At 72.9% G+C, this 21406-nt stretch carries 14 protein-coding genes; 4 read left to right on the top strand and 10 right to left on the bottom strand.

The window, feature by feature from the left end:
• Window positions 1-452: 452 nt before the first annotated feature.
• From SERN_RS06530 to SERN_RS15745, 3 genes are all read right to left on the bottom strand, one after another.
• Window positions 453-1970: a PepSY-associated TM helix domain-containing protein gene (locus tag SERN_RS06530; protein WP_135849317.1), complete on the bottom strand. Its 1518-nt coding sequence runs from the start codon at window positions 1968-1970 to the stop codon at window positions 453-455.
• A 3-nt stretch (window positions 1971-1973) separates the two neighbouring features.
• Window positions 1974-2753 (bottom strand): hypothetical protein, encoded by a 780-nt coding sequence (locus tag SERN_RS06525; protein ID WP_135849316.1) that lies wholly within the window; start codon window positions 2751-2753, stop codon window positions 1974-1976.
• 119 nt (window positions 2754-2872) lie between these two features.
• Window positions 2873-8407 carry a family 16 glycoside hydrolase gene (locus SERN_RS15745; protein WP_135849315.1) on the bottom strand — a complete coding sequence of 1845 codons (5535 nt, stop codon included), beginning with the start codon at window positions 8405-8407 and terminating at the stop codon, window positions 2873-2875.
• Window positions 8408-8645: 238 nt separating this feature from the next.
• Here SERN_RS15745 and SERN_RS06515 point away from each other — a divergent pair, with 238 nt between their 5' ends.
• Window positions 8646-10343 (top strand): alpha/beta hydrolase, encoded by a 1698-nt coding sequence (locus tag SERN_RS06515; RefSeq protein WP_135849314.1) that lies wholly within the window; start codon window positions 8646-8648, stop codon window positions 10341-10343.
• 15 nt (window positions 10344-10358) lie between these two features.
• On the opposite strand, the gene SERN_RS06510 is transcribed toward SERN_RS06515, so the two are convergent.
• From SERN_RS06510 to fdhD, 5 genes are read right to left on the bottom strand one after another with little or no spacing between them, the layout of a single operon-like run.
• On the bottom strand, window positions 10359-11009 hold the full coding sequence (locus SERN_RS06510) for an ATP-binding cassette domain-containing protein (protein ID WP_135849313.1): 651 nt from the start codon (window positions 11007-11009) through the stop codon (window positions 10359-10361).
• A complete protein-coding gene (locus SERN_RS06505; protein ID WP_135849312.1) occupies window positions 11006-11842 on the bottom strand; it encodes an ABC transporter permease in 837 nt (278 codons plus the stop codon). Before SERN_RS06505 ends, SERN_RS06510 begins: the two co-directional genes overlap by 4 nt.
• 7 nt (window positions 11843-11849) lie before the next feature.
• The gene (gene modA, locus SERN_RS06500) at window positions 11850-12647 is read right to left on the bottom strand and encodes a molybdate ABC transporter substrate-binding protein (RefSeq protein WP_135849311.1); all 798 of its coding nucleotides are present in this window, start codon (window positions 12645-12647) and stop codon (window positions 11850-11852) included.
• Window positions 12644-13060: a TOBE domain-containing protein gene (locus tag SERN_RS06495; RefSeq protein WP_135849310.1), complete on the bottom strand. Its 417-nt coding sequence runs from the start codon at window positions 13058-13060 to the stop codon at window positions 12644-12646. The genes modA and SERN_RS06495 overlap by 4 nt, the downstream gene beginning before the upstream one ends.
• A 49-nt stretch (window positions 13061-13109) precedes the next feature.
• Window positions 13110-13967: a formate dehydrogenase accessory sulfurtransferase FdhD gene (gene fdhD, locus SERN_RS06490; RefSeq protein ID WP_135849309.1), complete on the bottom strand. Its 858-nt coding sequence runs from the start codon at window positions 13965-13967 to the stop codon at window positions 13110-13112.
• A gap of 451 nt (window positions 13968-14418) precedes the next feature.
• On the opposite strand from fdhD, the gene SERN_RS06485 reads away from it, so the two are divergent.
• From SERN_RS06485 to SERN_RS06475, 3 genes are read left to right on the top strand one after another with little or no spacing between them, the layout of a single operon-like run.
• Window positions 14419-15804, top strand: coding sequence for an MFS transporter (locus SERN_RS06485; protein WP_135849308.1), 1386 nt, complete (start codon window positions 14419-14421; stop codon window positions 15802-15804).
• Window positions 15801-17996, top strand: a complete 2196-nt coding sequence (locus SERN_RS06480) for a molybdopterin oxidoreductase family protein (RefSeq protein WP_199241533.1) — start codon at window positions 15801-15803, stop codon at window positions 17994-17996. The genes SERN_RS06485 and SERN_RS06480 overlap by 4 nt, the downstream gene beginning before the upstream one ends.
• Complete coding sequence (locus tag SERN_RS06475; protein ID WP_135849306.1) at window positions 17996-19528, top strand: FAD-dependent oxidoreductase; 1533 nt, start codon at window positions 17996-17998, stop codon at window positions 19526-19528. The genes SERN_RS06480 and SERN_RS06475 overlap by 1 nt, the downstream gene beginning before the upstream one ends.
• A 10-nt stretch (window positions 19529-19538) precedes the next feature.
• Here the strand turns inward: SERN_RS06475 and SERN_RS06470 are convergent, their stop codons facing one another.
• Both SERN_RS06470 and SERN_RS06465 read right to left on the bottom strand, forming a co-directional pair.
• A complete protein-coding gene (locus SERN_RS06470; protein ID WP_135849305.1) occupies window positions 19539-19910 on the bottom strand; it encodes a hypothetical protein in 372 nt (123 codons plus the stop codon).
• Window positions 19911-20038: 128 nt separating this feature from the next.
• Window positions 20039-21088: a hypothetical protein gene (locus tag SERN_RS06465; protein ID WP_135849304.1), complete on the bottom strand. Its 1050-nt coding sequence runs from the start codon at window positions 21086-21088 to the stop codon at window positions 20039-20041.
• Window positions 21089-21406 lie beyond the last annotated feature (318 nt).

Genomic DNA, 21406 nt, shown 5'->3' with positions numbered 1-21406 from the left:
CCGCACGCCCCACGCCCAACGCCCCCAACGCCCCTGGGGGGCGGCCGGCCCAGACGGCCGGCCCACCCCAGGCGGCCGCCGGCCCACCTTCACTGTGCACGGTTGGTCGTCGGCAGCACTTCGCTGTGCACTGTTGGCCGCCACGCTGGCCCGGGGCGACCACCGCTGCACAGCGAACGATCACGCGCCACGCGCCACGCCCGGGCACCCTTGCGGAGCCCTCACCTCACGCCTGCGCGGCTTCGCCCCACCCTCGCCCAGCACCTGGGCGACCTCACCGCACCCTCACATCTCGGCGCACGGCCTCGTGGATCCGCGATCGTTCGTGTCCTTCGGAAGGACACGAACGATCGCGGATCCGAGTGGCCGGGGTGATCGGGGTGAGCGGGCCGGATCACGCGAGACCTATCGGCGGCGTGGAGCGCCGCCGATCGGTCCCGAGAGCGCGCTCGCTATGTGTGGCTGGTGCTCCGGCGACGCCGTCGCAGGCCGAGCGCGACGTCCACGAGCACGAAGGCGGCGAGCGTGTACCCGAGCAGCGGCAGCCACAGCCCCACGAGGACGCCGACCGCCACCACGACCACCCGGCCCCACCACGGTGCGGCCGCCCAGGCCTCGGGCTCGGGAGCGGCGCCGAAGCCGCGCGTCGGGCGACGCTTCCACCACATGAGGTAGCCCATCACCACCATGGCAGCGAGCGCGCTCGCCGTCAGGAACAGCAGGATCTGGTTGGGCAGACCGAACATCGTTCCCTGGTGGATGTCGATGCCCCACCGCGCCAGCTTGGCCACGAACGGGTACTCGTCGAAGTCGACGCGGTCGACCACGGTCATCGACGAGGGGTCGATCGCGACGCCGTCGACCTGCGTGGGGTAGGAGCGCTGGATCTCGTTCACCGTCCAGGCGCTGCCGACCTCCGTCGGCGGCTTGATCTCGACGAGACCGGTCGTGATGTTGACCGTCTGGCCGAGCGCGAGCACGGCGTCGAACATCGCGGGGTCGTCGACCGCGGCCTGGGCGGACTCCTCGTCGGGGGTCGCGCCGCCGTGACCGGTGTGCTCGGCGTGACCGGTGTGCTCGGCGTGCTCGTCCGGCGTGTGGTTGGCGTGGTCGTCGGGGTCGACGGCGCCACCGCCGTCGTCCTCGATCGCGGTGCTGAGCGCCGGTGTCGCCCAGGCCGCCGCGGTGCGCAGCTCGCTCACGTTCGCCCCCGCGTACTGCGACCACGTGATGCCGGTCGAGGCGAGGAACAGCGCGCCGAGCGCGAGCCAGATCCCGGTCGAGGCGTGCCAGGAGAAGATGCGGCGGTGGCCGCGTCGCCGGTTCGAGGGGCGCACCATCTCGCGGCGGTTCCGGGTGCGGCGGTAGCGGGCGATCCAGATCCCCACGCCCGCGAGGACTACGACGCCGAGCCACGACGCGGCCAGCTCGCTGTAGAGGCGGCCGACGTCGCCGAGGTGCAGCCCGCGGTGCAGGTTGTCGATCCACGTGCGCAGCGGGAGGGCACCGCTGGTGCCGTAGACGGTCAGGTCGCCGCGGATCTCCCCCGTGCCGGGATCGACGAAGACGGCGCGCGACTCGCTCTCGGCGAGCCCGTCCTGCAGATACATGATGCGCGTCGTGTCGCCGGGGTTCGGGGCGGGGCGGACGGCCGACAGGGTGACGTCGTCGTCGCCGAGGTAGGCCTGCGCGGCCTCGACCTGGTCGGCCAGCGTCAACGCCACCGCGCCGTCGGTGACGGGGGCTCGGAGCTCGTCGGCGTAGACGACGCGTTCGATCTGGGGCGTCAGCGCGTACAGCGCGCCGGTCAGGGCGGCGATGAGGATGAACGGGCCGACGAGGATGCCGGCGTAGAAGTGCAGCCGTCGGCCCAGCGGTGCGAGCCAGGGCGCCCGGGTGCGGGCGGGACGTGCCGGGGCGGGGTCACCCGGCGGTTCAGGTGTGTGCGGTCGGTCGTCGGTCGTGGTCATGGGTCAGCTCTCGTCAGGGGGTGCGCGCGAGCGCGCGGGGACAGCGGTCATCGGGGTGCGGGGTGTACCCGGCGGTGGCCCGCGCCGCGGTGCGGCGGCCGGGCAGACCCCGGGGCGGAAGCCGAACGGCAGGGGCGCGAGGTCGCGCGCGCGGCCGGCGGTCCGACCCTCCGGGGCGACGGCGACCGCCCCGGTCAGGAGGTCGGCCCACCGGGACAGCCGGGCATCGGCCCAGGCGCGCACCCGCTCCAGCGCCCGCTCGCCGCGATGCAGCAGCACGAGCGTCAGGAGGGCGGCCGCGAGGTGGGCGGCGATCATCGCGACGTCGCCGTGGGCGTGCCCGGCGTGCGCGGTGTGCGTCGCGTCGGCCATCCCGACGACGGGGGCGACGGACGCGACGGGGTCGACGTGGCCGGTGTGCCCGGCGGGCATCGGGTGGGTGAGTGGCGCGGCGGGTGCGGCGTGGGGACCGCCGGCGTGGGGCGCGTGGGGAGTGCGGGGCGCGCTGGGTGCCCCGAGCACGAACAGCACGTGGAACAGCACCTGGGCGGCCGTGACGGTCAGCGCCAGGCGCCCGAGCGAGAGCCGGTGCCCGGCCAGGAGCACGCCGACGAGGACCGACGCCCCGAGCGGCGCGAGGATCGCGAGCGGGGAGGGTGCGGCGCCGTCGGCCAGCAGGTGGAACGCGAGCGCGAAGAGGGTCGCGGCCGTGCCGGCGGAGGTGCCGCGGACCACGCGCGGAGCGACCGAGCGCGGCGCGCTCGACGGGGGCGTCGTCGTCATCGACCTCATGGTCTCTCCCCTCCTCGTCGAGGGCGGTCGGAACGCGGGACGCCGCCCCCGGTGGGTCGAAGGACCCTCCGGGGGCGGCGCCCGTGGTGCGTACTGCTGGAGGCGGTCGCTCAGCCCTGTCCGCCGACGTCGGAGAACCCGGCGTCGTCGTAGCGGAAGAGGAACGCGGCCATCGCGTCACGGTTGATCGGGCTGACGGGGCGGTACTCGGCCGTCCCGTCGTTCCCGACCCAACCGGTGGAGATGCCCTCGTTCACGAGCCAGGTGATCTCCTTGTAGAACTGCGTCGACGGCGTCACGTCCGTGAACGGCGAGACCACCGGTCCCGTGAAGGACGGCGAGTCCGCCATCCGGTACAGGAACGCGGCCATCGCGTCACGGCCGATCGGCTCGTACGGACGGTAGGAGACCGTCCCGTCGCCGTTGTCCCACCCGGTGGAGATGCCCTCCTCGTGCAGCCAGGAGATCTCCGTGTAGAACTGGTTGCTCGTGGACACGTCCGAGAACGGCGAGTCCGCCGGGGCCGTGTACGCCGGGCTGTTCGCCTGGCGGTAGAGGAACGCCGCCATGGCGTCACGAGCGATCGGGGTCACGGGGCGGTACTCGCGGCCCGCCTCGGTCTCCCAGCCGGTCGAGATGCCGTTGTCGAACATCCACGAGATCTCCTCGAAGAACTGCGTCAGCACCGGCACGTCCACGAAGGGCACGGGCGTGGGGTCGCCGGCCTCGAGACCCGTGAGGTACTCGAAGCCCTCGGACGCGAAGCTCTCGCCGTCGGCCGCGAGGTCGTACTCCATCGTGAAGATGTCGACGCCCTGCTCCTGCGCCTCGGTGAGGATCGCCTGCAGCGGGACCCTGCCCTGGCCGAGGTTGACGAACGTCGGGCTGGCCTTGGCGGGCGTGCCGCCGAGGTTGACCGCGTCCTTGATGTGGAGCAGGTCGATCCGGCTGCCGTGCTCCTCGAGGAGCGCGGGGACGTCGACGCCGGCGTGCGTGGCCCACGCGACGTCCACCTGGAACGTCACCCACTCGGGGTTGGTCTCCATGACCAGGATCTCCCAGGCCGAGCGGACCTCACCCTCGTGCTCGTAGGTGGTCGTGAACTCGCGGTCGTGGTTGTGGCCGAAGAACTTGCCCACCCCCGCCGCGACCGAACGCTCGCCCAGACGGTTCATCGTGGCCGCCGTCGCCAGCACGTTCTCGTAGGAGGAGATGCCGGGGTCGGCGAACCCGCCCGAACCGACGTAGCGCTGGCCGAGGGTCTCGACGAACTGCAGGGTCTCGTCGAACGTGTCCTCCTTGACGTTGTAGTGCGACGTCGGCACGTTCAGACCGAGGCGGTCCGTCAGCGCCCGGAACTCCGGGGCGGTGTAGCCGGCGAAGTTCGCACCGAACGGCTCGACGTTCTCGAAGCCGATCGAGGACATGCGCTCCAGGACCGGACCGACGCCGGCCTGGTTCGTCCACGGGAACAGCGAGAACATGCCGATCGAGACCTGGTCCACCGGCACGACGACCGGCTCGGTGGGCTCAGGGTCGTTCGGCTCGCCGGCGGGGACGCCGGTGAGGTACTCGAAGCCCTCGGCGACGAAGTCCTCGCCGTCGGGCGCGAGGTCGTACTCCATGACGAAGTAGTCCACGCCGATCTCCTGGCCCTTGGCCAGGATCGCCTGCAGCGGCACGTCACCCTCACCGAGGTTGACGAACGTCGGCCACTGCTGGGTGGTGAGACCCGTGGCGTCCTTGACGTGGAGCAGCTCCACGCGGTCGTCGTAGCGGTCGAGCAGGTCGACCACGTCCACCCCGGCGTGCGCGGCCCAGGCCACGTCCAGCTGGAACGTGACGTAGGCGGGGTCGGTCTTCTCGACCAGGATCTCCCAGGCCGTCTTCGTCACACCGTCCTCGACGAACGAGGTGGTGAACTCCCACGAGTGGTTGTGGCCGAAGATCTTGCCCACCCCCGCCTCGACGGAGCGCTTGCCGAGACGGTCCATCGCGGCGGCGGTCTCGATGACCTCGTCGTAGGTCGGCTTGCGGTCGAAGCCGCCCAGACCCGGCGCGGGGAAGCCGCCCGAACCCACGTAGGACTGTCCCAGCGTGGAGACGAAGTCCAGCGTGTCCTCGAAGGTGTCCTCGGCGACGTTGTAGTGCGAGGACGGGATCGCCAGGCCGAGGCCGTCGGCGAGGTTGCGGAACTCGAGCGCGGTGTAGTCGCCGAACGTCTCGCCGTACGGCTCGATGTTCTGCAGGCCGATCGAGGAGAGGCGGTCGACGACGGACTCGACGCCCACCTCCTCCACCCACGGCTTGAGGGAGTACATGCCGATCGAGACCTGCTCGGCCGGGACGACGACGTTGCTCACGGTGTCGTCGAACGTGAAGGACCACTGCGGGTCGACGCCGCCGACGAGCACGAAGCCCTCGGTGGCGCGCGCCGTCACGGTGACCGTGCCGGCGCCCGGGTAGGTTCCGGCCGCCACGACGTCGCCGTCGACGAGGTACTCCACACCCTCGACCGCCGGGACGGTGAACGTGTCGTCCTCGGTGCCGCTCACGTCGGCGAACGTCACGGCCGCCGGGGTGACGGCGGTGCACTCGGCCAGGTCCATGACGCGCACGTTGCGGTAGTTGACCGCCTCGCCGCCGCCGTGGTTCTGGATGCCGATGAAGCCCGAGGACAGGTCGCGGGCCGGGTCGGTGCTCGTGAAGTCGTTCACCAGCGCGCCGTTGAGGAAGACCTTGATGGTCTGACCCTCGACGACGATCTCGTAGGCGTTCCACTGACCCACCGGGTTGAGGTTGGCCTCGACCGCGGCGAGGTCGGCGCCCTGGAACGTGTAGATCGCACCGGTGGTGCGGTCGTCCTCGTCCGAGGCGTCGATCTGGATCTCGTAGCCCTGGTTGACGGCGACCCACGGGTCGGTGCCCGGGTCCGGGAACCCGACGAACACGCCGCCGTTGTCGTCCTTGGTGAGCTTCCAGTCCAGCTTCAGGCTGTACTCGGCGAGCTCGTCGTCGTGCCAGAGGAGGCCGAGGCCGCCGCTGGTGCGCAGGCTGCAGTCGGCCTGACGGCCGAACGAGCCGGGGCCGGCCATGTTCCACTCCTCGAACGTGGCGAGGGTGCCGTCGAAGAGGCTGGTGTAGCCGGCCTCGATCTCGGCCGGGGCGCAGATGTCGCTGCCGTCACCGACCGTGAGGAGGTCGATGTTGACGTTGCCGTCGTCGCCCTCGTCGTACTGGATCTTGACGGCGTTGACGCCGGCGCGGAGCGCGACCTCGGTGGACTCGACGCCCCAGCGGTTCCAGGCGCCGGTGTCGGACAGCGCCCACGGTCCGACCTTCTCGCCGTTGACGTAGAGCGAGACGTCCTTGTCACCCTGGTAGGGGTTGGGGCCGTTGGCGTAGCGGAGGTTGATCGGGTAGGTGCCCGCCTCCTCGACGGTCACGGGGAAGGTGACGCCGGCGCCGACGGTGTTGAAGCCGTCCACGAAGCCGTCGCCCGAGTAGCCGTTGTGCTCGGTGTCGATGCCGGCGGTGCCGGTGATCTGGCCGAACTCGGCCTCGTACCAGCCGCGGTCGGCCGGGGCCTCGTAGCCGGGGAGGGAGTTGAGCGTGTACCAGGCCTCGGTGCTCCACAGCTCCTGGCCCGTCTCGGACTCGAACGGGCGCGGGGAGCGCAGGTGCACGACGTTGCCGGGCTCGAGGCCGTCGAGCTGGATCGTCACCGTGGTGCGGTCCTCGGACACGGTCGCCGAGGTGACGTTGAGGATCTGCTCGTTGACCTTCGGACCGCCGTAGGCGGCCGTGGGCACGTAGCGCCACTGCTCGGCGCGGTAGGCGGTCGCGATCGAGTCCGCGGTCTCCTGCGAGATCGGCTCGGTGTAGGTGATCTCGAAACCACCCTCGACGACGGCGACGGACGCCATGTCGAACGTGTCCTCGTTGACCGGGCTCAGCTTCTGCAGCCCGTAGACCAGCTTGCCGGACTCGCCCCAGTTGCCGCCCTCGCCCGTGCCGCCGACGTACAGCGCGCCGTCGGGACCGGTGATGACGCGGTTGACGCCGACCTCGAGGCCCGCCGTGTGGCGGAAGACGGCGCCCTGGTACTCGCCGTCGACCTCCTCGAGGTACGCGCGCTGGAGGCCGCCGTAGGTGACGTCGCCGAAGACCATCTGGCCGGCGAACGGGCCCTCGTCGAGCAGGATCGGCGTGCTCGGGGAGTTGCCGATCTCGTTCTGCGGGATCCACAGGGCCGGCGGGGTCACGGGCTCGTCGTCGTAGGGCCCGGCCGGGTTCATGTAGTGGTTGAAGAACCGGCCCTCCTCCACGTGCACGAGCTTGGAGCTGGGGAGCCAGCCGCCCTGGTTGTCCATCGCGAAGATCTCGCCGTCCGGACCGTAGGCGATGCCGTTCGGGGTCCGCAGGCCGCCGGCGATGTACTCGACCTCACCCGTCTCGCGGTCGATGCGCAGCGTGGTGCCGCGGTTCTCGGCCGGCTGCGGGTTCGTGGTCGCGCCACCGTTGTCGATCGCGACGGAGAGGTTGACGTAGAAGCTCTCCTCGTCGTGGATCAGGCCGAACGCGAACTCGTGGAAGTTGCCACCGTCGGGCCACTCCGCCACCGTGCGGTGCACGTCGTAGAAGCCGTCGCCGTCGGGGTCGCTCAGCTCGGTGAGCCGGTCACGCTCCGAGACGTAGATGAGGTCGTCGATGACGTCGATGCCCATGGGGTTGAGCAGGTCGGTCGCGACCTTGGTGGGCGTGACGTCCTCGGGACCCGTCGCGTCGATGACGCCGTCCAGGAGGAAGACCTCGCCCGGCTCGGCGTCGGGGACCCAGCCGCCGGCGCTGACGGATCCGGTGGTCGTGACCAGGAGCTGGTTCTCGGCGTTGAACGCGAGGCCGGACACCTTGGGCTCGAAGTCCGCCGGACGCAGGTCGGTCAGCGTGTAGTTGGGGTTGACGGAGTCGAGCTGCAGGCCGTCACCCGCCGTGTCCTCTGCGCCCTCGCAGTACTTGGTGCCGGGCGCGGTCACGCGGACCACACCGGCGTCGGTGCTGAGGTTGGTGCTGGGGATCGTGGCCCAGTCGGCCGCGCCCGGGGGCTTCCACTGCAGCAGCAGGCGCTGCCCGTAGCCACCCTCGAAGTGCTCGACGAAGAGCTCGTGCGCACCCGGCTCCAGCGTCACGGCAGTCTCGACGGAGGTCGAGTCCTGGAAGCCGTCGTTGTCGAGGATCTGCTGGCCGTCGAGCGTCACGCGCGAACCGTCGTCGCTCGTGATGCGGAATCCGTAGCTGCCGGCCTCGGCCACGGTCAGGTTGGCCCGGACGTGCGTGAGGAAGTTGTCCACGAGACCGAAGTCCTCGTCGGTGGTGAAGTCCACCACCGGCATGAGCTTGTCGACGTTCGGCGTGGTGCCGCCGCGCAGGGTGCACAGCGCGCTGATGCCGTTCGGCACCTGGAAGGTGCGCAGCGTGACGCCGGGCTCCTGCGGGGGAAGGGCACCCGGGTCGACCGGGGCCGCCGTCGCCGAGACGGCACCGCCCGCGAGGGCGGCAGAGCCCACGAGGGCGCTGAGGGCGAACAGCCCGACGGTGCGGCGCAGGCCGTTCCGTCGCAGGGCTGGGGGACGTGCTGAGGGCATCGTTGCTCCTGGTGTGTGGTGCGCGGGGCGAGTCGTCGGTCGCGCGGGACGACGCCGTCACCGCCGTCGTCGCCGCGTACTAACGTCGACACCCAATCATCTTTTCGAGGCGCGGTCCAGGGCTTCCGCTGTCCGTACCACGACTTTTCACAGTGGTCGACATAAGCCGTGAGACGTTGCCTCACGTCCGACCGGCGTGCGGGACCATGGGCGCAGGACGAGGCGACAGGAGCATCCGGTGGGTGGCAGGCACGAGGAACGATCGACCCGCCCGCGATTCTGGACCCGCCCCCACGAGGGCGGCCTGCTGCTCGGCCTGATCTTCGCGATGCTGGCCATGACCCCGTCGCTCATCCCCCGGACGTGGTTGTTCCAGGGCCTCGTCTCCGGCGTCACAGCAGCGGTGGGCTACCTCCTCGCCGTCGTCCTCGCGTGGTGCCTGAACCGCGTCCCGGCGTGGCGCCGGCTCGTCGGGCGCGTGACCGCGCGCGTCGGCCCGCGCCGCGGCGGTCAGGTCTGGGGCGCCGTGGAGGCCGTCGTCGTCGTGATGACGGTGGTCGTGCTGGTGGTGAGCCACGGCTGGCAGGCCGACGTCACGGCCTCGATGGGGATGCCGGCGCCGGGCTGGCCGGCCTGGCTGCTCGCGGGACCGGTGCTCGTCCTCGTGGCCGGGCTCTTCATCCTGATCGGCCGGGTGCTGCTGCGCACCGCGCGCCGCATCGCGACCTTCCTCAACCGGCGCCTGAAGGTGCCGCGGGTGGTGGCACCGGTCGTGGCGGCGGTCGTGGTGACGCTCGCCGTCGTGACCCTCGTCAACGACGTGCTGCTCGCACGGGCGGCGTCCGCCGTCGATGCGGCCTTCGCGCTCGCGAACACCGAGGACCACGCCGGCGTGGTGCGGCCCGAGATCCCGGAGCGCTCCGGCTCGCCCGAGTCGCTGGTGGAGTGGGACACGATCGGGCGCGAGGGGCGCCGGTTCGTCGCGACGGGACCGACGCCGTCGCAGCTCGAGCAGGCGTCCCAGGGCGACGGCGCGGCTCTGACCCCGATCCGCGTCTACGCCGGGCTCGACAGCGCGCCCGACGCCGCCGCCCGTGCCGCGCTCGCCGTCGACGAGCTGGAGCGCACCGGCGCGTTCGAGCGCGAGGTGATCGTGATCGCGACGACGACGGGCAGCGGCTGGGTGAACGGCGACGCGATCGAGGCGCTCGAGCTGATGCACGGCGGCGACACGGCCGCCGTCGCCACGCAGTACTCCTACCTGCCGAGCTGGCTGTCCTTCCTGGTGGACCGGTCGCGGGCCGAGGACGAGGCGCAGGCGCTGGCCGGAGCGCTCGAGGAGGCGGTCGCGGCGCTGCCGCAGGAGGGTCGGCCCGAGGTGCTCGTCTACGGCGAGAGCCTCGGCGCGTTCGGCTCGGAGCAGGCGTACACGTCGCTGGCGGACATCCGCGCGAACACCGACGGTGTGCTGTGGGTCGGGCCGCCGAACGCGAGCGAGGTGTGGAAGTCGCTGGTGGACCGCCGCGACCCCGGTACGCCGGAGATGCGCCCCGTCTACGCGAGCGGGCTGCTGGTGCGGTTCGCGAGCGACACGTCGCAGATCGCGACGCCGCCCACGGCGTGGGAGGACCCGCGCGTGCTCTACCTGCAGCACGCCTCTGACCCCATCGTGTGGTGGTCGCCAGGGCTGCTGCTGCAGCGGCCGGACTGGGCCGCGGAGGACGACGGGACCGGTCGCGGACCGCGGATGGACTGGTGGCCGCTCGTGACGTTCTGGCAGCTGACGTTCGACCTCGCCAACTCCAAGTCGGTCCCGGACGGCAACGGCCACAACTACGACGCGCTCACGCTGGACGGCTGGGTCGCCGTCGCGGCCCCGGACGGGTGGGACGGCGACGACACGGCGCGCGTGCGCGAGGTGATGAACGGCGACTGACGGGCGACGACGCCGCTACCGGAGGCTGAGCTCCCGCGTCGCGAGCGTCTCGACCTCTCCGGCGTCGTGCGTCACCAGGACGGCGGGGATCGCCAGCTCCCGCAGCGCGTCGGCGACGAGCGCGCGGACGTCGTCGCGCACCCTGACGTCGAGCGCGGCGAACGGTTCGTCGAGCAGCACCAGGCGCGGCGAGGCCGCGAGCGCCCGCGCGAGCGCGACCCGCTGCGACTGCCCCCCGGAGAGACGGTCCGCGCGCAGGTGGGCGCGATCGGCGAGACCGAGCCGCTCGAGCCACGCGTGACCCTCGGAGCGCGCGTCGCGACGGCGCATCCCCCGCGCGCGCAGCCCGAACGCGACGTTCTCCACCGCGCTCAGGTGGCCGAACAGCAGGTGCTGCTGCGGGACCAGGCCGACGCCGCGCCGCTCGGGCGGCACCCAGGCGGCGTCGCCGTCGAGCACCTCCCCGCCGAGCGCGATCGCACCGCCGTGCAGCGGCAGCAACCCCGCGAGGGCCGCGAGCACGCTCGACTTCCCGGTCCCGTTCGGGCCGGTCAGGGCGAGCACCTCCCCGGGGGCGACCGAGAGGTCGACGGTGACCTCGAAGTCCCCGCGGCGCACGACGGCGTCGCGCACCTCGAGCGCGCCGGTCGCCGTCGCGCCGCTCACGTCGTGCTCCCGAGCGCGGTCAGCCACCGCGACCGCAGCAGGATCAGCACCAGGGCGGAGATCGCGACCAGCACGATCGACAGCGCGATCGCGGCCTGCGGGCTCTGCTCCATCGCCAGGTAGATCGCGATCGGCATCGTGCGCGTGGTGCCGGGGAAGTTGCCGGCGAACGTGATCGTGGCGCCGAACTCGCCCAGCGCGCGGGCAAAGCAGAGCACGGCACCCGCGCCGACGGCCGGCGCGATCATCGGCAGCGTCACGCGGCGGAACGTGGTCCAGCGCGAGGCACCCAGGGTCGCCGAGACGTCCTCGTACCGGCGGTCCAGACCGCGCAGCGCGCCGTCGACGGACAGCACGAGGAACGGGAGCGAGACGAAGGTCTGCGCCAGGACGACCGCCGTCGTGGTGAACGGGATCGTGAGGCCGAACCAGGCGTCCAGATGCTCACCCAGCAGTCCGCGGCGGCCGAGCAGGCTCAGCAGCGCGACGCCGCCGACGACCGGCGGCAGCACCATCGGCAGCGTCACGAGCGCCCGGATCACTCCGCCTCCCGGCAGCCGCCCGCGCGCGAGCAGCCACGCGAGCGGGACGCCGAGGACGAGGCTGACCAGGGTCGCGGTCGTCGCCGTGCGCAGCGAGAGCCAGAGCGCCTGGGCGACCGGGCCCGTCGCCACGATCTCGACGAGCTCCGACCAGGGCGCACGCACGAGGAGCGCGACCAGCGGCAGCGCGAGGAAGACCAGCGCGGCGAGCCCCGGAACGAGCAGGACGAGCGGCGGGCGGGCGGCGTGGGCGCTCTGCCCCGGCCGCCTGCCCGCCTGCCCGTCGCTCACGGCAGGCTCATGGCAGGTCGAAGCCGGCGGCCGTCAGGACGGCGGCGCCCTCGTCGGACAGCACGAGGTCGAGCCACGCCTGCGCCGCGGCGGCGTTGGGTGCCTGCGCGGCGGCGGCGATGAGGTTGTCGTTCACGGCCTCGGCGGACTCGGGGAAGGTGATCGTGGAGACGGTGTCCCCGGCGCCGAGCGCGTCGGTGGCGTACACCAGCGACGCGTCGACCTCCCCGGAGACGGCCAGGTTGAGGGTGGCCGTGACGTTCTCCGCGAAGGTGTCGACCGCGGGGGTGATCCCCGCGGCCGTGAAGACCTTCTCGGCCGCGGCGCCGCACGGCACCTCGACGGCGCAGACGGCGAGCGTGAGATCGGGGTCGGCGAAGTCGGCCAGGCCGGTGACGACACCCGGGTTGTCGCTCGGGGTCACGATCACGAGCGTGTTGCTGGCGAACGTGACCGGGTCGCTCACCTCGGCCGCGGCCTGCTCCATGGTGCTGGCGCTCGCCGTCGCCAGCACGTCGACGGGTGCGCCGGCGTTGACCTGCTCGGCCAGCGCGGAGCTGGCCGCGAAGTTCAGCGCGACGGTGACACCGGGGTGCTGCTCCTCGAACGTGGTCGCCAGCTCCTCGAACACGCCCTGCAACGAGGCGGCGGCGAACACGGTCAGGTCGCCGGTGATCTCGTCGGGGGCGGGCGCCACCGTCCCGGAACCCATGAGGTCCGAGGGTCCGTCGTCGGGTGTCCCACCCGAGCACGACGCGAGCAGCATCGCCGTCAGCACGACCCCGGCCGAGCGCCCCAGCCTCATCGGGAGACTCCTTCGATTCCGACGTTGGTGGCCTTGACCGTCGCGGCGACGATCGAGCCCTCCTCGAGCTCGAGCTCGTCCGCGGCCTCGCGGGAGATCAGCGAGACCAGGCGGTAGGGCCCGGCCTGAACCTCGACCTGCGCCATCACGCCGTCGCGCAGCACCCGGGTAACGATGCCGCGCAGGCGGTTGCGGGCCGAGGCGGGTCCGAGCTCGCCGAGGGTGTCCTGCCCGGAGGCGGCCGCGGTGGCCTGCTCCGCCGCGAGCCGCGCGACGGCGGCGGCCGGGTAGGTCGTGTGCCCCGCCGTCGCCGACGCCTCGATCCTCGCCGCGGACGCGCGGCGGCGGACGGTGTCGGTGCTGACGCCGAGCAGGGCGGCGGCCTCGGCCACCTTCAGATCGCGAGCGCTCATGCGCCTATCTGACCACATTTCAGCCGCATCTGCGCCACTGAGCCGTGATTCAGCCCGACGCGCCGTCGGCGCCGTGCTCGTGCCGCACCCGGTCCGCCCGCGTGTAGACGACCATCGACCCGCCGCGCACGAAGCCGATCAGGGTCAGCCCGATCTCCTCGGCGAGGTCCGCGGCGAGCGACGAGGGCGCCGACACCGCCGACAGCACGGGGATCCCCGCCATCGACGCCTTCTGGACCAGCTCGAACCCGACGCGCCCCGACACCTGCAGCACGCACCCCGTCAGCGGCACGCGCCCCTCGCGCAGCGCCCACCCGATGACCTTGTCGACGGCGTTGTGCCGACCCACGTCCTCGCGCACGACGAGCACGTCGCCCGATGCCGCATCCACCAGCGCGGCCGCGTGCAGCCCGCCCGTGGTCGCGAACACCGCCTGCTGCTCGCGCAGGCGGTCCGGGAGCTCCGAGACGAACGCGGTGTCGACCACGACGTCGTCGCCCGCCACGGCGTGCCGTGAGACCGTCCGGACGGCGCTGATGCTGGCCTTGCCGCAGATGCCGCACGACGACGTCGTGTAGAACGCGCGGCTCGCTTCGGGGTCGGGCTGCGGGACGCCGGGCGCGAGCGTCACGTCCACGACGTTGAAGGTGTTCGACCCGTCGGCGAGCTCGCCGCCGCGGTAGGTGATGGCGGCGACGTCGTCGGCCTGCGCCACGACGCCCTCCGAGAGCAGGAAGCCCGCCGCGAGGTCGAAGTCCCCGCCCGGGGTGCGCATCGTGACGGCCAGCTCGCGGCCACCGACGCGGATCTCGAGCGGCTCCTCGGCCGCGAGCGTGTCCGCGCGGACGACGACGTCGTGGCCCGGCCGGATGCGCGTGACGGGGCGGCGCTGCGTGCTGCGGGCCATGGGGTCAGCCTAGTGAGGGTGCTGCGACCGACGCTCGACCACGGTCGCGAGGTCCTTTCGGGCGTTCGCGAGGTCCTTTCGGGCGTCTCCGAGGTACTTCTGGGCGTTCCCGAGGTACTTCTCGGTCGCGCGTCCGGCGCGGCCGCGCTCGTTGGCACGCCTGGCCCCGAAGCCGACTAGCTGTCCGGGGCGAACGTGACAGTCGACGTCTAGCCGGCTCCGGCCGACCGGAAAGTACCTCGCCGACGCCCGAAAAGACCTCGCGAACGCCCAGAAGTACCCCGGAGACGCCCAGAAGCACCTCGCGGTTCTCACAGGGTCCGAAACGCGACTGTGCGCAAAAGGCAGCACGGGCGTGACGAGCGGACACGTCCCGGGAAACACGGCCTTCCTACGGTCGGGTCAACCGCGCTGCGCATCCCTGACGCAGGCCCGGCACGAGGAGACTCGCATGACCGCTCCGGCCCCGCTCGACCCGAGCCTCACCCCCGTCGCGACCCCCGCCCCCGCACCCACCCGCACCTCGCAGGCGCTGACCACGCGCCGCGGCCGCTGGATCGAGGGCTGGGATCCCGAGGACCACGCGCAGTGGGAGGGCGGCGGACGGCGCGTCGCGCAGCGCAACCTGGTGCTGAGCGTGTTCGCCGAGTTCCTGGGCTTCGCCGTCTGGGCGAGCTGGAGCATCGTCGTCCCGCAGCTCTCCGCCGCCGGGTTCGCCCTCACGGTCGACCAGAGCTTCTGGCTCATCGCCATCCCGAGCCTCGTGGGAGCGGCGCTGCGCATCCCGTACACGTTCGCGGTCGCACTGTTCGGGGGTCGCAACTGGACGATCGTCTCGGCGCTGCTCCTGCTCATCCCCACGGGCGCGATGGCGGTCGTGCTCCAACGGCCCGAGACGCCGTTCGGCGTGATGGTCGCGATCGCGGCGCTCGCGGGCTTCGGCGGAGGCAACTTCGCCTCCTCGATGGCGAACATCTCCTTCTTCTACCCGCAGGCCGAGAAGGGCAAGGCGCTCGGCCTCAACGCGGCGGGCGGCAACCTCGGCACCGCCGTCGTGCAGCTCGCGGTGCCGCTCGTGATCGTCGGGGCCGCGGGCGTCCAGCTCGAGCGCGCCGGCCTGATGTTCGTGCCGTTCATCCTGCTGGCCGCGATCCTCGCGTGGCGCTTCATGGACAACCTCGCCGACGCCTCCTCCGACCCGCGCGCGTACGCGAAGGCCGCCGGCCACCGCCACACCTGGGTCATCTCCTTCCTCTACATCGGCACGTTCGGTTCGTTCATCGGCTTCTCCGGCGCGTTTCCCACGCTGCTGGCCAGCACGTTCCCCGAGGTCTCGCTCTCGCTCGCGTTCCTCGGCGCGCTCGTCGGCTCGGTGGCGCGCCCGCTGGGCGGGATCGTCGCCGACCGTCTCGGCGGGGCACGCGTCACGATCGTGGCCTTCACCCTCATCGGAGCGGGCGCCGCTGGCGCCGTCCTCGCGCTGCGGCAGCAGAACTTCGGGCTGTTCTTCGGCTCGTTCCTCGTGCTGTTCACCGCCACGGGCATCGGCAACGGTTCCGTCTACCGCATGATCCCGGTCGTCTTCCGGCACGGCGCGAGTGACGACGTCGAGCGGACCCAGCGTGCCCGCGCCGCCGCCGGCTGCATCGGGATCGCGGGCGCCGTCGGCGCGATCGGCGGGTTCGCCGTCCCGCGTGCGTTCGCCGCGTCGACGTCGATGACCGGCTCCATCCAGGCCGCACTGGTGGCGTTCATCGGCCTGTACGCGATCATGGCGCTCGTGACCTGGTGGACGTACGCGCGCCGCGGCAGCGCCTTCGGCGCCACGGTGGTGTGAGGGTGACGGCGAGCCACTGCCCGTACTGCGCGCTGCAGTGCGCCCAGACGCTGACGGCCCATGCGCCCGACGGCGTGGCGGTCACGGCCCGCGTGTTCCCCACCAACCGGGGCGGCATGTGCCAGAAGGGCTGGACCAGCGGGTCGGTCCTGACCGCGACCGACCGGTTGCGCACCCCGCTCGTGCGCGGCACCGACGGCGAGCTGCACGCCGCCACCTGGGACGACGCCCTCGACCTCGTCGCGTCCCGGATCGCCGCGCTGCAGGCCGAGAGCGGCCCCGACACGATCGCGGTCTTCGGCGGCGGCGGCCTGACGAACGAGAAGGCCTACGCGCTCGGGAAGTTCGCCCGCACCGTGCTGCGCACCCGCTTCATCGACTACAACGGTCGGTTCTGCATGGCCAGCGCCGCGGCCGGCGCCAACCGCACGCTCGGCGTCGACCGCGGCCTGCCCTTCCCGCTGGCCGACCTCGGCGGCGCGCAGGCCGTGCTGCTGCTGGGCTCCAACCTCGCCGAGACGATGCCCCCCGCGGTGCAGCACCTGGCGGGCGTGCGCGCGCGGGGCGGGCTCGTCGTCGTCGACCCCCGCCGCAGCGCGACGGCGTCGCTCACCGCCGACGGCGCGGGCCTGCACGTCCAGCCCGTGCCCGGCACGGACCTCGCGCTGCTGCTCGGTCTCGCGCACGTCGTGCTCGCCGACGGCCTGGCCGATACCGACTACCTCGCCGCGCGCACCACCGGGCTCGAGGAGCTCCGCCGCAGCGCCGCCACGTGGTGGCCCGAGCGCACCGAGCTGGTCACCGGCGTCGACGTCCCCACGCTGCGACGACTCGCGCACCTGCTTGCCGCCGCCTCGCCGTCGCGCGGCGGGTCCGGCGCGTACGTGCTGACCGGCCGCGGCGTGGAGCAGAGCTCGCAGGGCACCGCGACGGTGACGGCGGCGATCAACCTCTCCCTGCTGCTCGGTCTGCCGGGGCGCGTGGGCTCCGGCTACGGGGCGATCACCGGCCAGGGCAACGGCCAGGGCGGGCGCGAGCACGGGCAGAAGTCCGACCAGCTCCCCGGCTACCGCTCGATCGAGGACGACGCCGCCCGCGCCCACGTCGCGCGGGTGTGGGGTGTGGATCCGATGACGATCCCCCGTTCCGGCGTCCCCGCCGTCGAGCTGCTGCGGCGGCTCGGGACCGACGGCGGACCCCGCGCGCTCCTCGTGCACGGGAGCAACGTCGTGGTCAGCGCCCCGGCCGCGCGCGGTGTGCGCGACCGGCTCGCCGCGCTCGACCTGCTCGTGGTCTGCGACTTCCTGCCCTCGGAGACGGCGCTGCTGGCCGACGTCGTCCTGCCCGTCACGCAGTGGGCGGAGGAGGAGGGGACGATGACGTCGCTCGAGGGCCGGGTGCTGCGCCGCCGTCGGGCGATCGCCCCGCCGCCCGGCGTGCGGAGCGAGCTCGAGGTGGTCGCCGACCTCGCTCGGCGTCTCGGATCGACGGTCGCGTTCCCCACCGAACCGGCCGTCGTGTTCGACGAGCTCGCGAGGGCCTCCGCGGGCGGCCGAGCCGACTACTCGGGACTGTCCCACGCGCGCCTCGACGTCGAGGACGACCTCTTCTGGCCCGTGCCGGCGGCGTCCGACGGCGCGGCGTCGCACCCGGGCACGCCGCGACTGTTCCTCGACGCCTTCCCCTGGCCCGACGGCCGCGCCCGGCTCGTGCCGGTCCAGCACGTCGGCCCCACCGAGGACGTGCACCCCGGCGCCCCGACCTACCTCGTGACGGGCCGGGTGCTCGCGCACTACCAGTCCGGCGCGCAGACCCGCCGCGTCGCGGAGCTCGTCGCGAGCGCACCCGAACCGCTCCTGGAGATCCACCCGCTGCTGGCCGACCTGCTCGACGTCGAACCCGGGGACCTGGTGCGCCTGACGACGCCGCGCGGCACCGCCGTCGCCCGCGCCCACCTCACCACCGACGTGCGACCCGACACCGTCTTCCTGCCCTTCCACTGGAGCGGCGCCGGCAGCGCCAACCGCCTCACGACCGATGCGACCGACCCGATCTCCGGCATGCCCGAGTTCAAGGTGTGCGCGGTCGAGGTCGCGCGGTGGGAGGGGTCGGTGGACGTGCTCGACGACGAGTCGCTGCTCGACGAGCTGGGTGTCGGCGCGACCGCCGCCGGCGTCGGGGCGGTCGGCTGATGCGCATCGTGGTCGTGGGGCACGGGATGGTCGGGCACCGGGTGCTTGACGAGCTGGCCAACCACCGGCCCGCGGGGGTGACGGACGACGTCGTCGTGCTCGGCGCCGAGCAGGCAGAGCCGTACAACCGCGTGCTGCTCTCGGAGGTCGTCGCCGGGCGCTACGCCCCCGCAGCGATTCGGCTGCCGTCGCTGGGGGCGGGCGCCGGGCGGATGCTGACGGGCCGCCGCGCCGTCGCCCTCGATCGCGAGGCGCGCGTGGTGCTCGACGACGCCGGGGACGCCCACCCCTACGACGCCCTCGTGCTGGCGACGGGCGCCGCGGCGCGCGTGCCGGACGTGTCGGGGCTCGCCGACCTGCCCCTCCTGCCCGACGCCGGGGTGCACGTGCTGCGCGATCTGGACGACGCCGTCGGGATCCTCGGGCAGGTGCACGAAGCGCGGCGCGCCTGCGTCGTCGGCGGCGGCGTGCTGGGGGTCGAGATCGCGCTGGCGCTGGCCGGGCACGGCGTCGCGACGACGATCGTGCACGGCGGTGACCACGTGATGGATCGGCAGCTCGGATCGGGCGCCGGCACGGCCACGACGGGCGTGCTGGAGCGCGCCGGGGTGCGGGTCCGGGCGGGGTCGCGGCCGACCGCCGTCGGGCACACCGGTGGTCGCGTCACCTCGCTCACGCTCGCGGACGGGAGCCAGGTGCTCACCGACCTCGTGGTGCTCGCGGCCGGGACGCAGCCCGACGTGGAGCTCGCCCGGGCGGCCGGGCTGCCGGTGAGCCGCGGCGTCGTCGTGGGCGCGGATCTCGCGAGCCCCGGTGACCCGCGGGTGTTCGCCGCCGGCGACTGCGCGCAGCCGCCGCAGGGGTCGACCGGGCTCGTGGCGCAGGGCTGGGAGCAGGCGCGGCGGCTCGCCGTCGTGCTGGAGCGACGCCGGGCGGCGCTGGAGTCCGGGACCGGTCTCGACGCCGTCGCCGACGCGGCGGATGACGCCCCGCTCCCCGCCGGGGGTGCCGACGTCGTGCGCGTCAAGGGCGCGGGGATCGACGTCGTGAGCATGGGGGTGAGCGGCGGGGCGCACCGGCCGGAGGGGTCGCGGCGCGTGGCGCTGGAGGATCCCGACGGCGGCCGTCACCTCGAGGTCGTCGTGCTCGATCGGCGCGTGATCGGGGCTACGTGCGTGGGCGGCGGACGGGTGGCCTCCGACCTGGTGGCGGCCTACACGCGCGGCACGCTCGTGCCCGCCGACCCCGCGCAGCTGCTGCTGCGGCCGGTCGCGGGGGCGGCGGTCGAGGCGGAGACGCCGCTGCGGATGCCCGACGGCGCCACGCTCTGCCGCTGCAACAGCGTCACCAAGGGACAGGTCGTGGCGGCGTGGCGCGACGGCGCCCGCTCGGTTCCCGACGTCGCGGCGTGCACCAGGGCGACGACGGGGTGCGGCGGGTGCACCGACGCCGTCGGCGGCGTGGTCGAGTGGCTGCGCGAGTCCGACCCGGAGACCGCGCGCGACGGGGCGACGTCGTCGGCCTCGCGCTGAGGCGGCCTAATCAGAGCAGGCGCAGCTCCAGGAAGCGGAGAACGAGCACCGCGCCGACCACCCCGAAGACCCCCCAGACGAGCGGTGACCCGCGGTACTTCACGCCTCGACTCTCAGATCGGCGCCGCTCCCACACGATGAGTGCGAGTACGCCCAGGTTGAGCAGCATGGCGCCGAGGAAGATCAGACCCATCTCGTCGATGACGGCGGGCGCGACCCGCGCGATCAGCACCCCCAGCCACAGCACGACCGCGGCAACCCCGTAGGAGGTCCACCAACGTTCGGCGCCCCGCCACGCGCGACTGCGCAGCACGAGCGCCACGATCGTCAGGACGCTCATCACGCCGGCCGCCACCGTCGCCCACGTCACGAACGCGTCCACGTCGATCCCCCTCGCCTCTGTCCTGCACGACCCCGTGTGCGCGGACGGTCGGTCGTCACCGTCCCTCCCGGCCAGCGTTGCACAGGGAACGCACAGTCGCAGTTCGGGCGGCCGTGACGGGTCGCGAGTCAGCCGTCGGTACCGCGGGCCCAGGCCTGTTCGAGGTAGATGAAGTCGTCGGCGTACAGGTCGACGACCTGCTGCTCGTAGGCGTAGCGGATCGCCGTGAACCGGTCGGAGTAGGTGGTGGAGAGCTGACAGGTCGCGTCGTCGACGGCGATGGTGATCTCTCGCTGCTCCAGCCGCGCGACCTCGGGATCGTCGAGAGGGAGGGTGCCGTCGGGGGCGGCGTTCTCGTTCATCCACGCCGACCAGGCTTCGCTCGCGAGAGCCCAGGCCTCGAACGGCTCGACGAGGCCGGAGTAGCCGGCGTCGGCCATGCAGGTCGACCACTCACCGTTGAGGTCGGTCATCCGGCGATCGCCAGACATGCGATCGGTGACCTCCCCGGACGCCTCGGTCAGCTCGATGTAGACCGGGTCGGAGCTCAGAGCGCTCGGGGTCGGCGGCCGTACCTCGTTCAGGTGGTCGTTGGCCCGCTCCCGGCAGGTCTCCCCCGCACCCGGCAGCGTCACGGTGTTGCCGCTCTCGTCGAACACCAGCTGGTCGTCCACGTCCCGCTCGAAGCCGTCGAGCACCAGGTCGTACGCGGCACGTTCGGACGAGGACAGCGCCGCCCTGAGAACGTCGTTGGGCCGCTCACCGACGACCTGCTCGGCGGCGGCCCGGCTGTCCTCGACGATCCCGTAGCCGGTGAGCCGCGCCTGCTCCAGCGTCTCCGCGGCGTCCGGCGGCTCGTGGCTCCCTGTCGGAACCTCCGCCTCTCGCGCGGGCACGAACGGGATGTACTCGAAGCCCTGCTCGCCCATGCACTCGGCGACGTACGTCTCGGTGATCGTCTGCTGGTCGAGGAAGTCGCGCTCGGAGTCGAGCGGATCGACGCCGTTCGCCCCGTAGATCCGCGTCCACGCGGCATCGAGCGGCGACTCGGTCGGCGTCTGCGCCAGCAGCTCGGGCACCGGGAGCTCGTCCGCGGGCGGCGAGCTGCACGCCGCCGCCACCGCAGCGAGCGCCGCCGCCAGCAGCACCATCGATCGAGTCCGTCCCCCGCGCCCCATGCGCGGCACCGTAGTCCTCCCGGTCCGCACGGCGCTCGGCACCGCGCCGCTCGCTGTGCACGTTCGGCCTCGTGCGTACCTCGGCTGTGCGCCGATCGTCGGTCATGGGCCCTGTGAACGGCCAGGAGCGCACAGCGAGCAGGGCGAGCGACCACCGGTGCACAGGGAGGGGCGGGTCGGGGCACCGGCCACCCGGCAGAGGGCTGGCGGCCGGCCCGCCGCCCGCCACCGCGCAGGGAACCGCGGCAACCTCACACGCCGCCGCCGCCCGCTGTGCACCACATGTTCCCCGCCCGTAACGCACCCGGTGCGAGCGCG

It is taken from the genome of Serinibacter arcticus, from assembly GCF_004786095.1.
Classification (GTDB): Bacteria; Actinomycetota; Actinomycetes; order Actinomycetales; family Beutenbergiaceae; genus Litorihabitans; species Litorihabitans arcticus.
This window is presented reverse-complemented; position numbering and strand designations above follow the sequence as displayed.

Bases quoted from the DNA above. Each gene is read 5' to 3' on its own strand.
- SERN_RS06530 (WP_135849317.1), bottom strand. From the start codon at position 1,970: ATGACCACGACCGACGACCGACCGCACACACCTGAACCGCCGGGTGAC.
- SERN_RS06525 (WP_135849316.1), bottom strand. From the start codon at position 2,753: ATGACGACGACGCCCCCGTCGAGCGCGCCGCGCTCGGTCGCTCCGCGC.
- SERN_RS15745 (WP_135849315.1), bottom strand. From the start codon at position 8,407: ATGCCCTCAGCACGTCCCCCAGCCCTGCGACGGAACGGCCTGCGCCGC.
- modA (WP_135849311.1), bottom strand. From the start codon at position 12,647: ATGAGGCTGGGGCGCTCGGCCGGGGTCGTGCTGACGGCGATGCTGCTC.
- SERN_RS06495 (WP_135849310.1), bottom strand. From the start codon at position 13,060: ATGAGCGCTCGCGATCTGAAGGTGGCCGAGGCCGCCGCCCTGCTCGGC.
- fdhD (WP_135849309.1), bottom strand. From the start codon at position 13,967: ATGGCCCGCAGCACGCAGCGCCGCCCCGTCACGCGCATCCGGCCGGGC.
- SERN_RS06485 (WP_135849308.1), top strand. From the start codon at position 14,419: ATGACCGCTCCGGCCCCGCTCGACCCGAGCCTCACCCCCGTCGCGACC.
- SERN_RS06475 (WP_135849306.1), top strand. From the start codon at position 17,996: ATGCGCATCGTGGTCGTGGGGCACGGGATGGTCGGGCACCGGGTGCTT.
- SERN_RS06465 (WP_135849304.1), bottom strand. From the start codon at position 21,088: ATGGGGCGCGGGGGACGGACTCGATCGATGGTGCTGCTGGCGGCGGCG.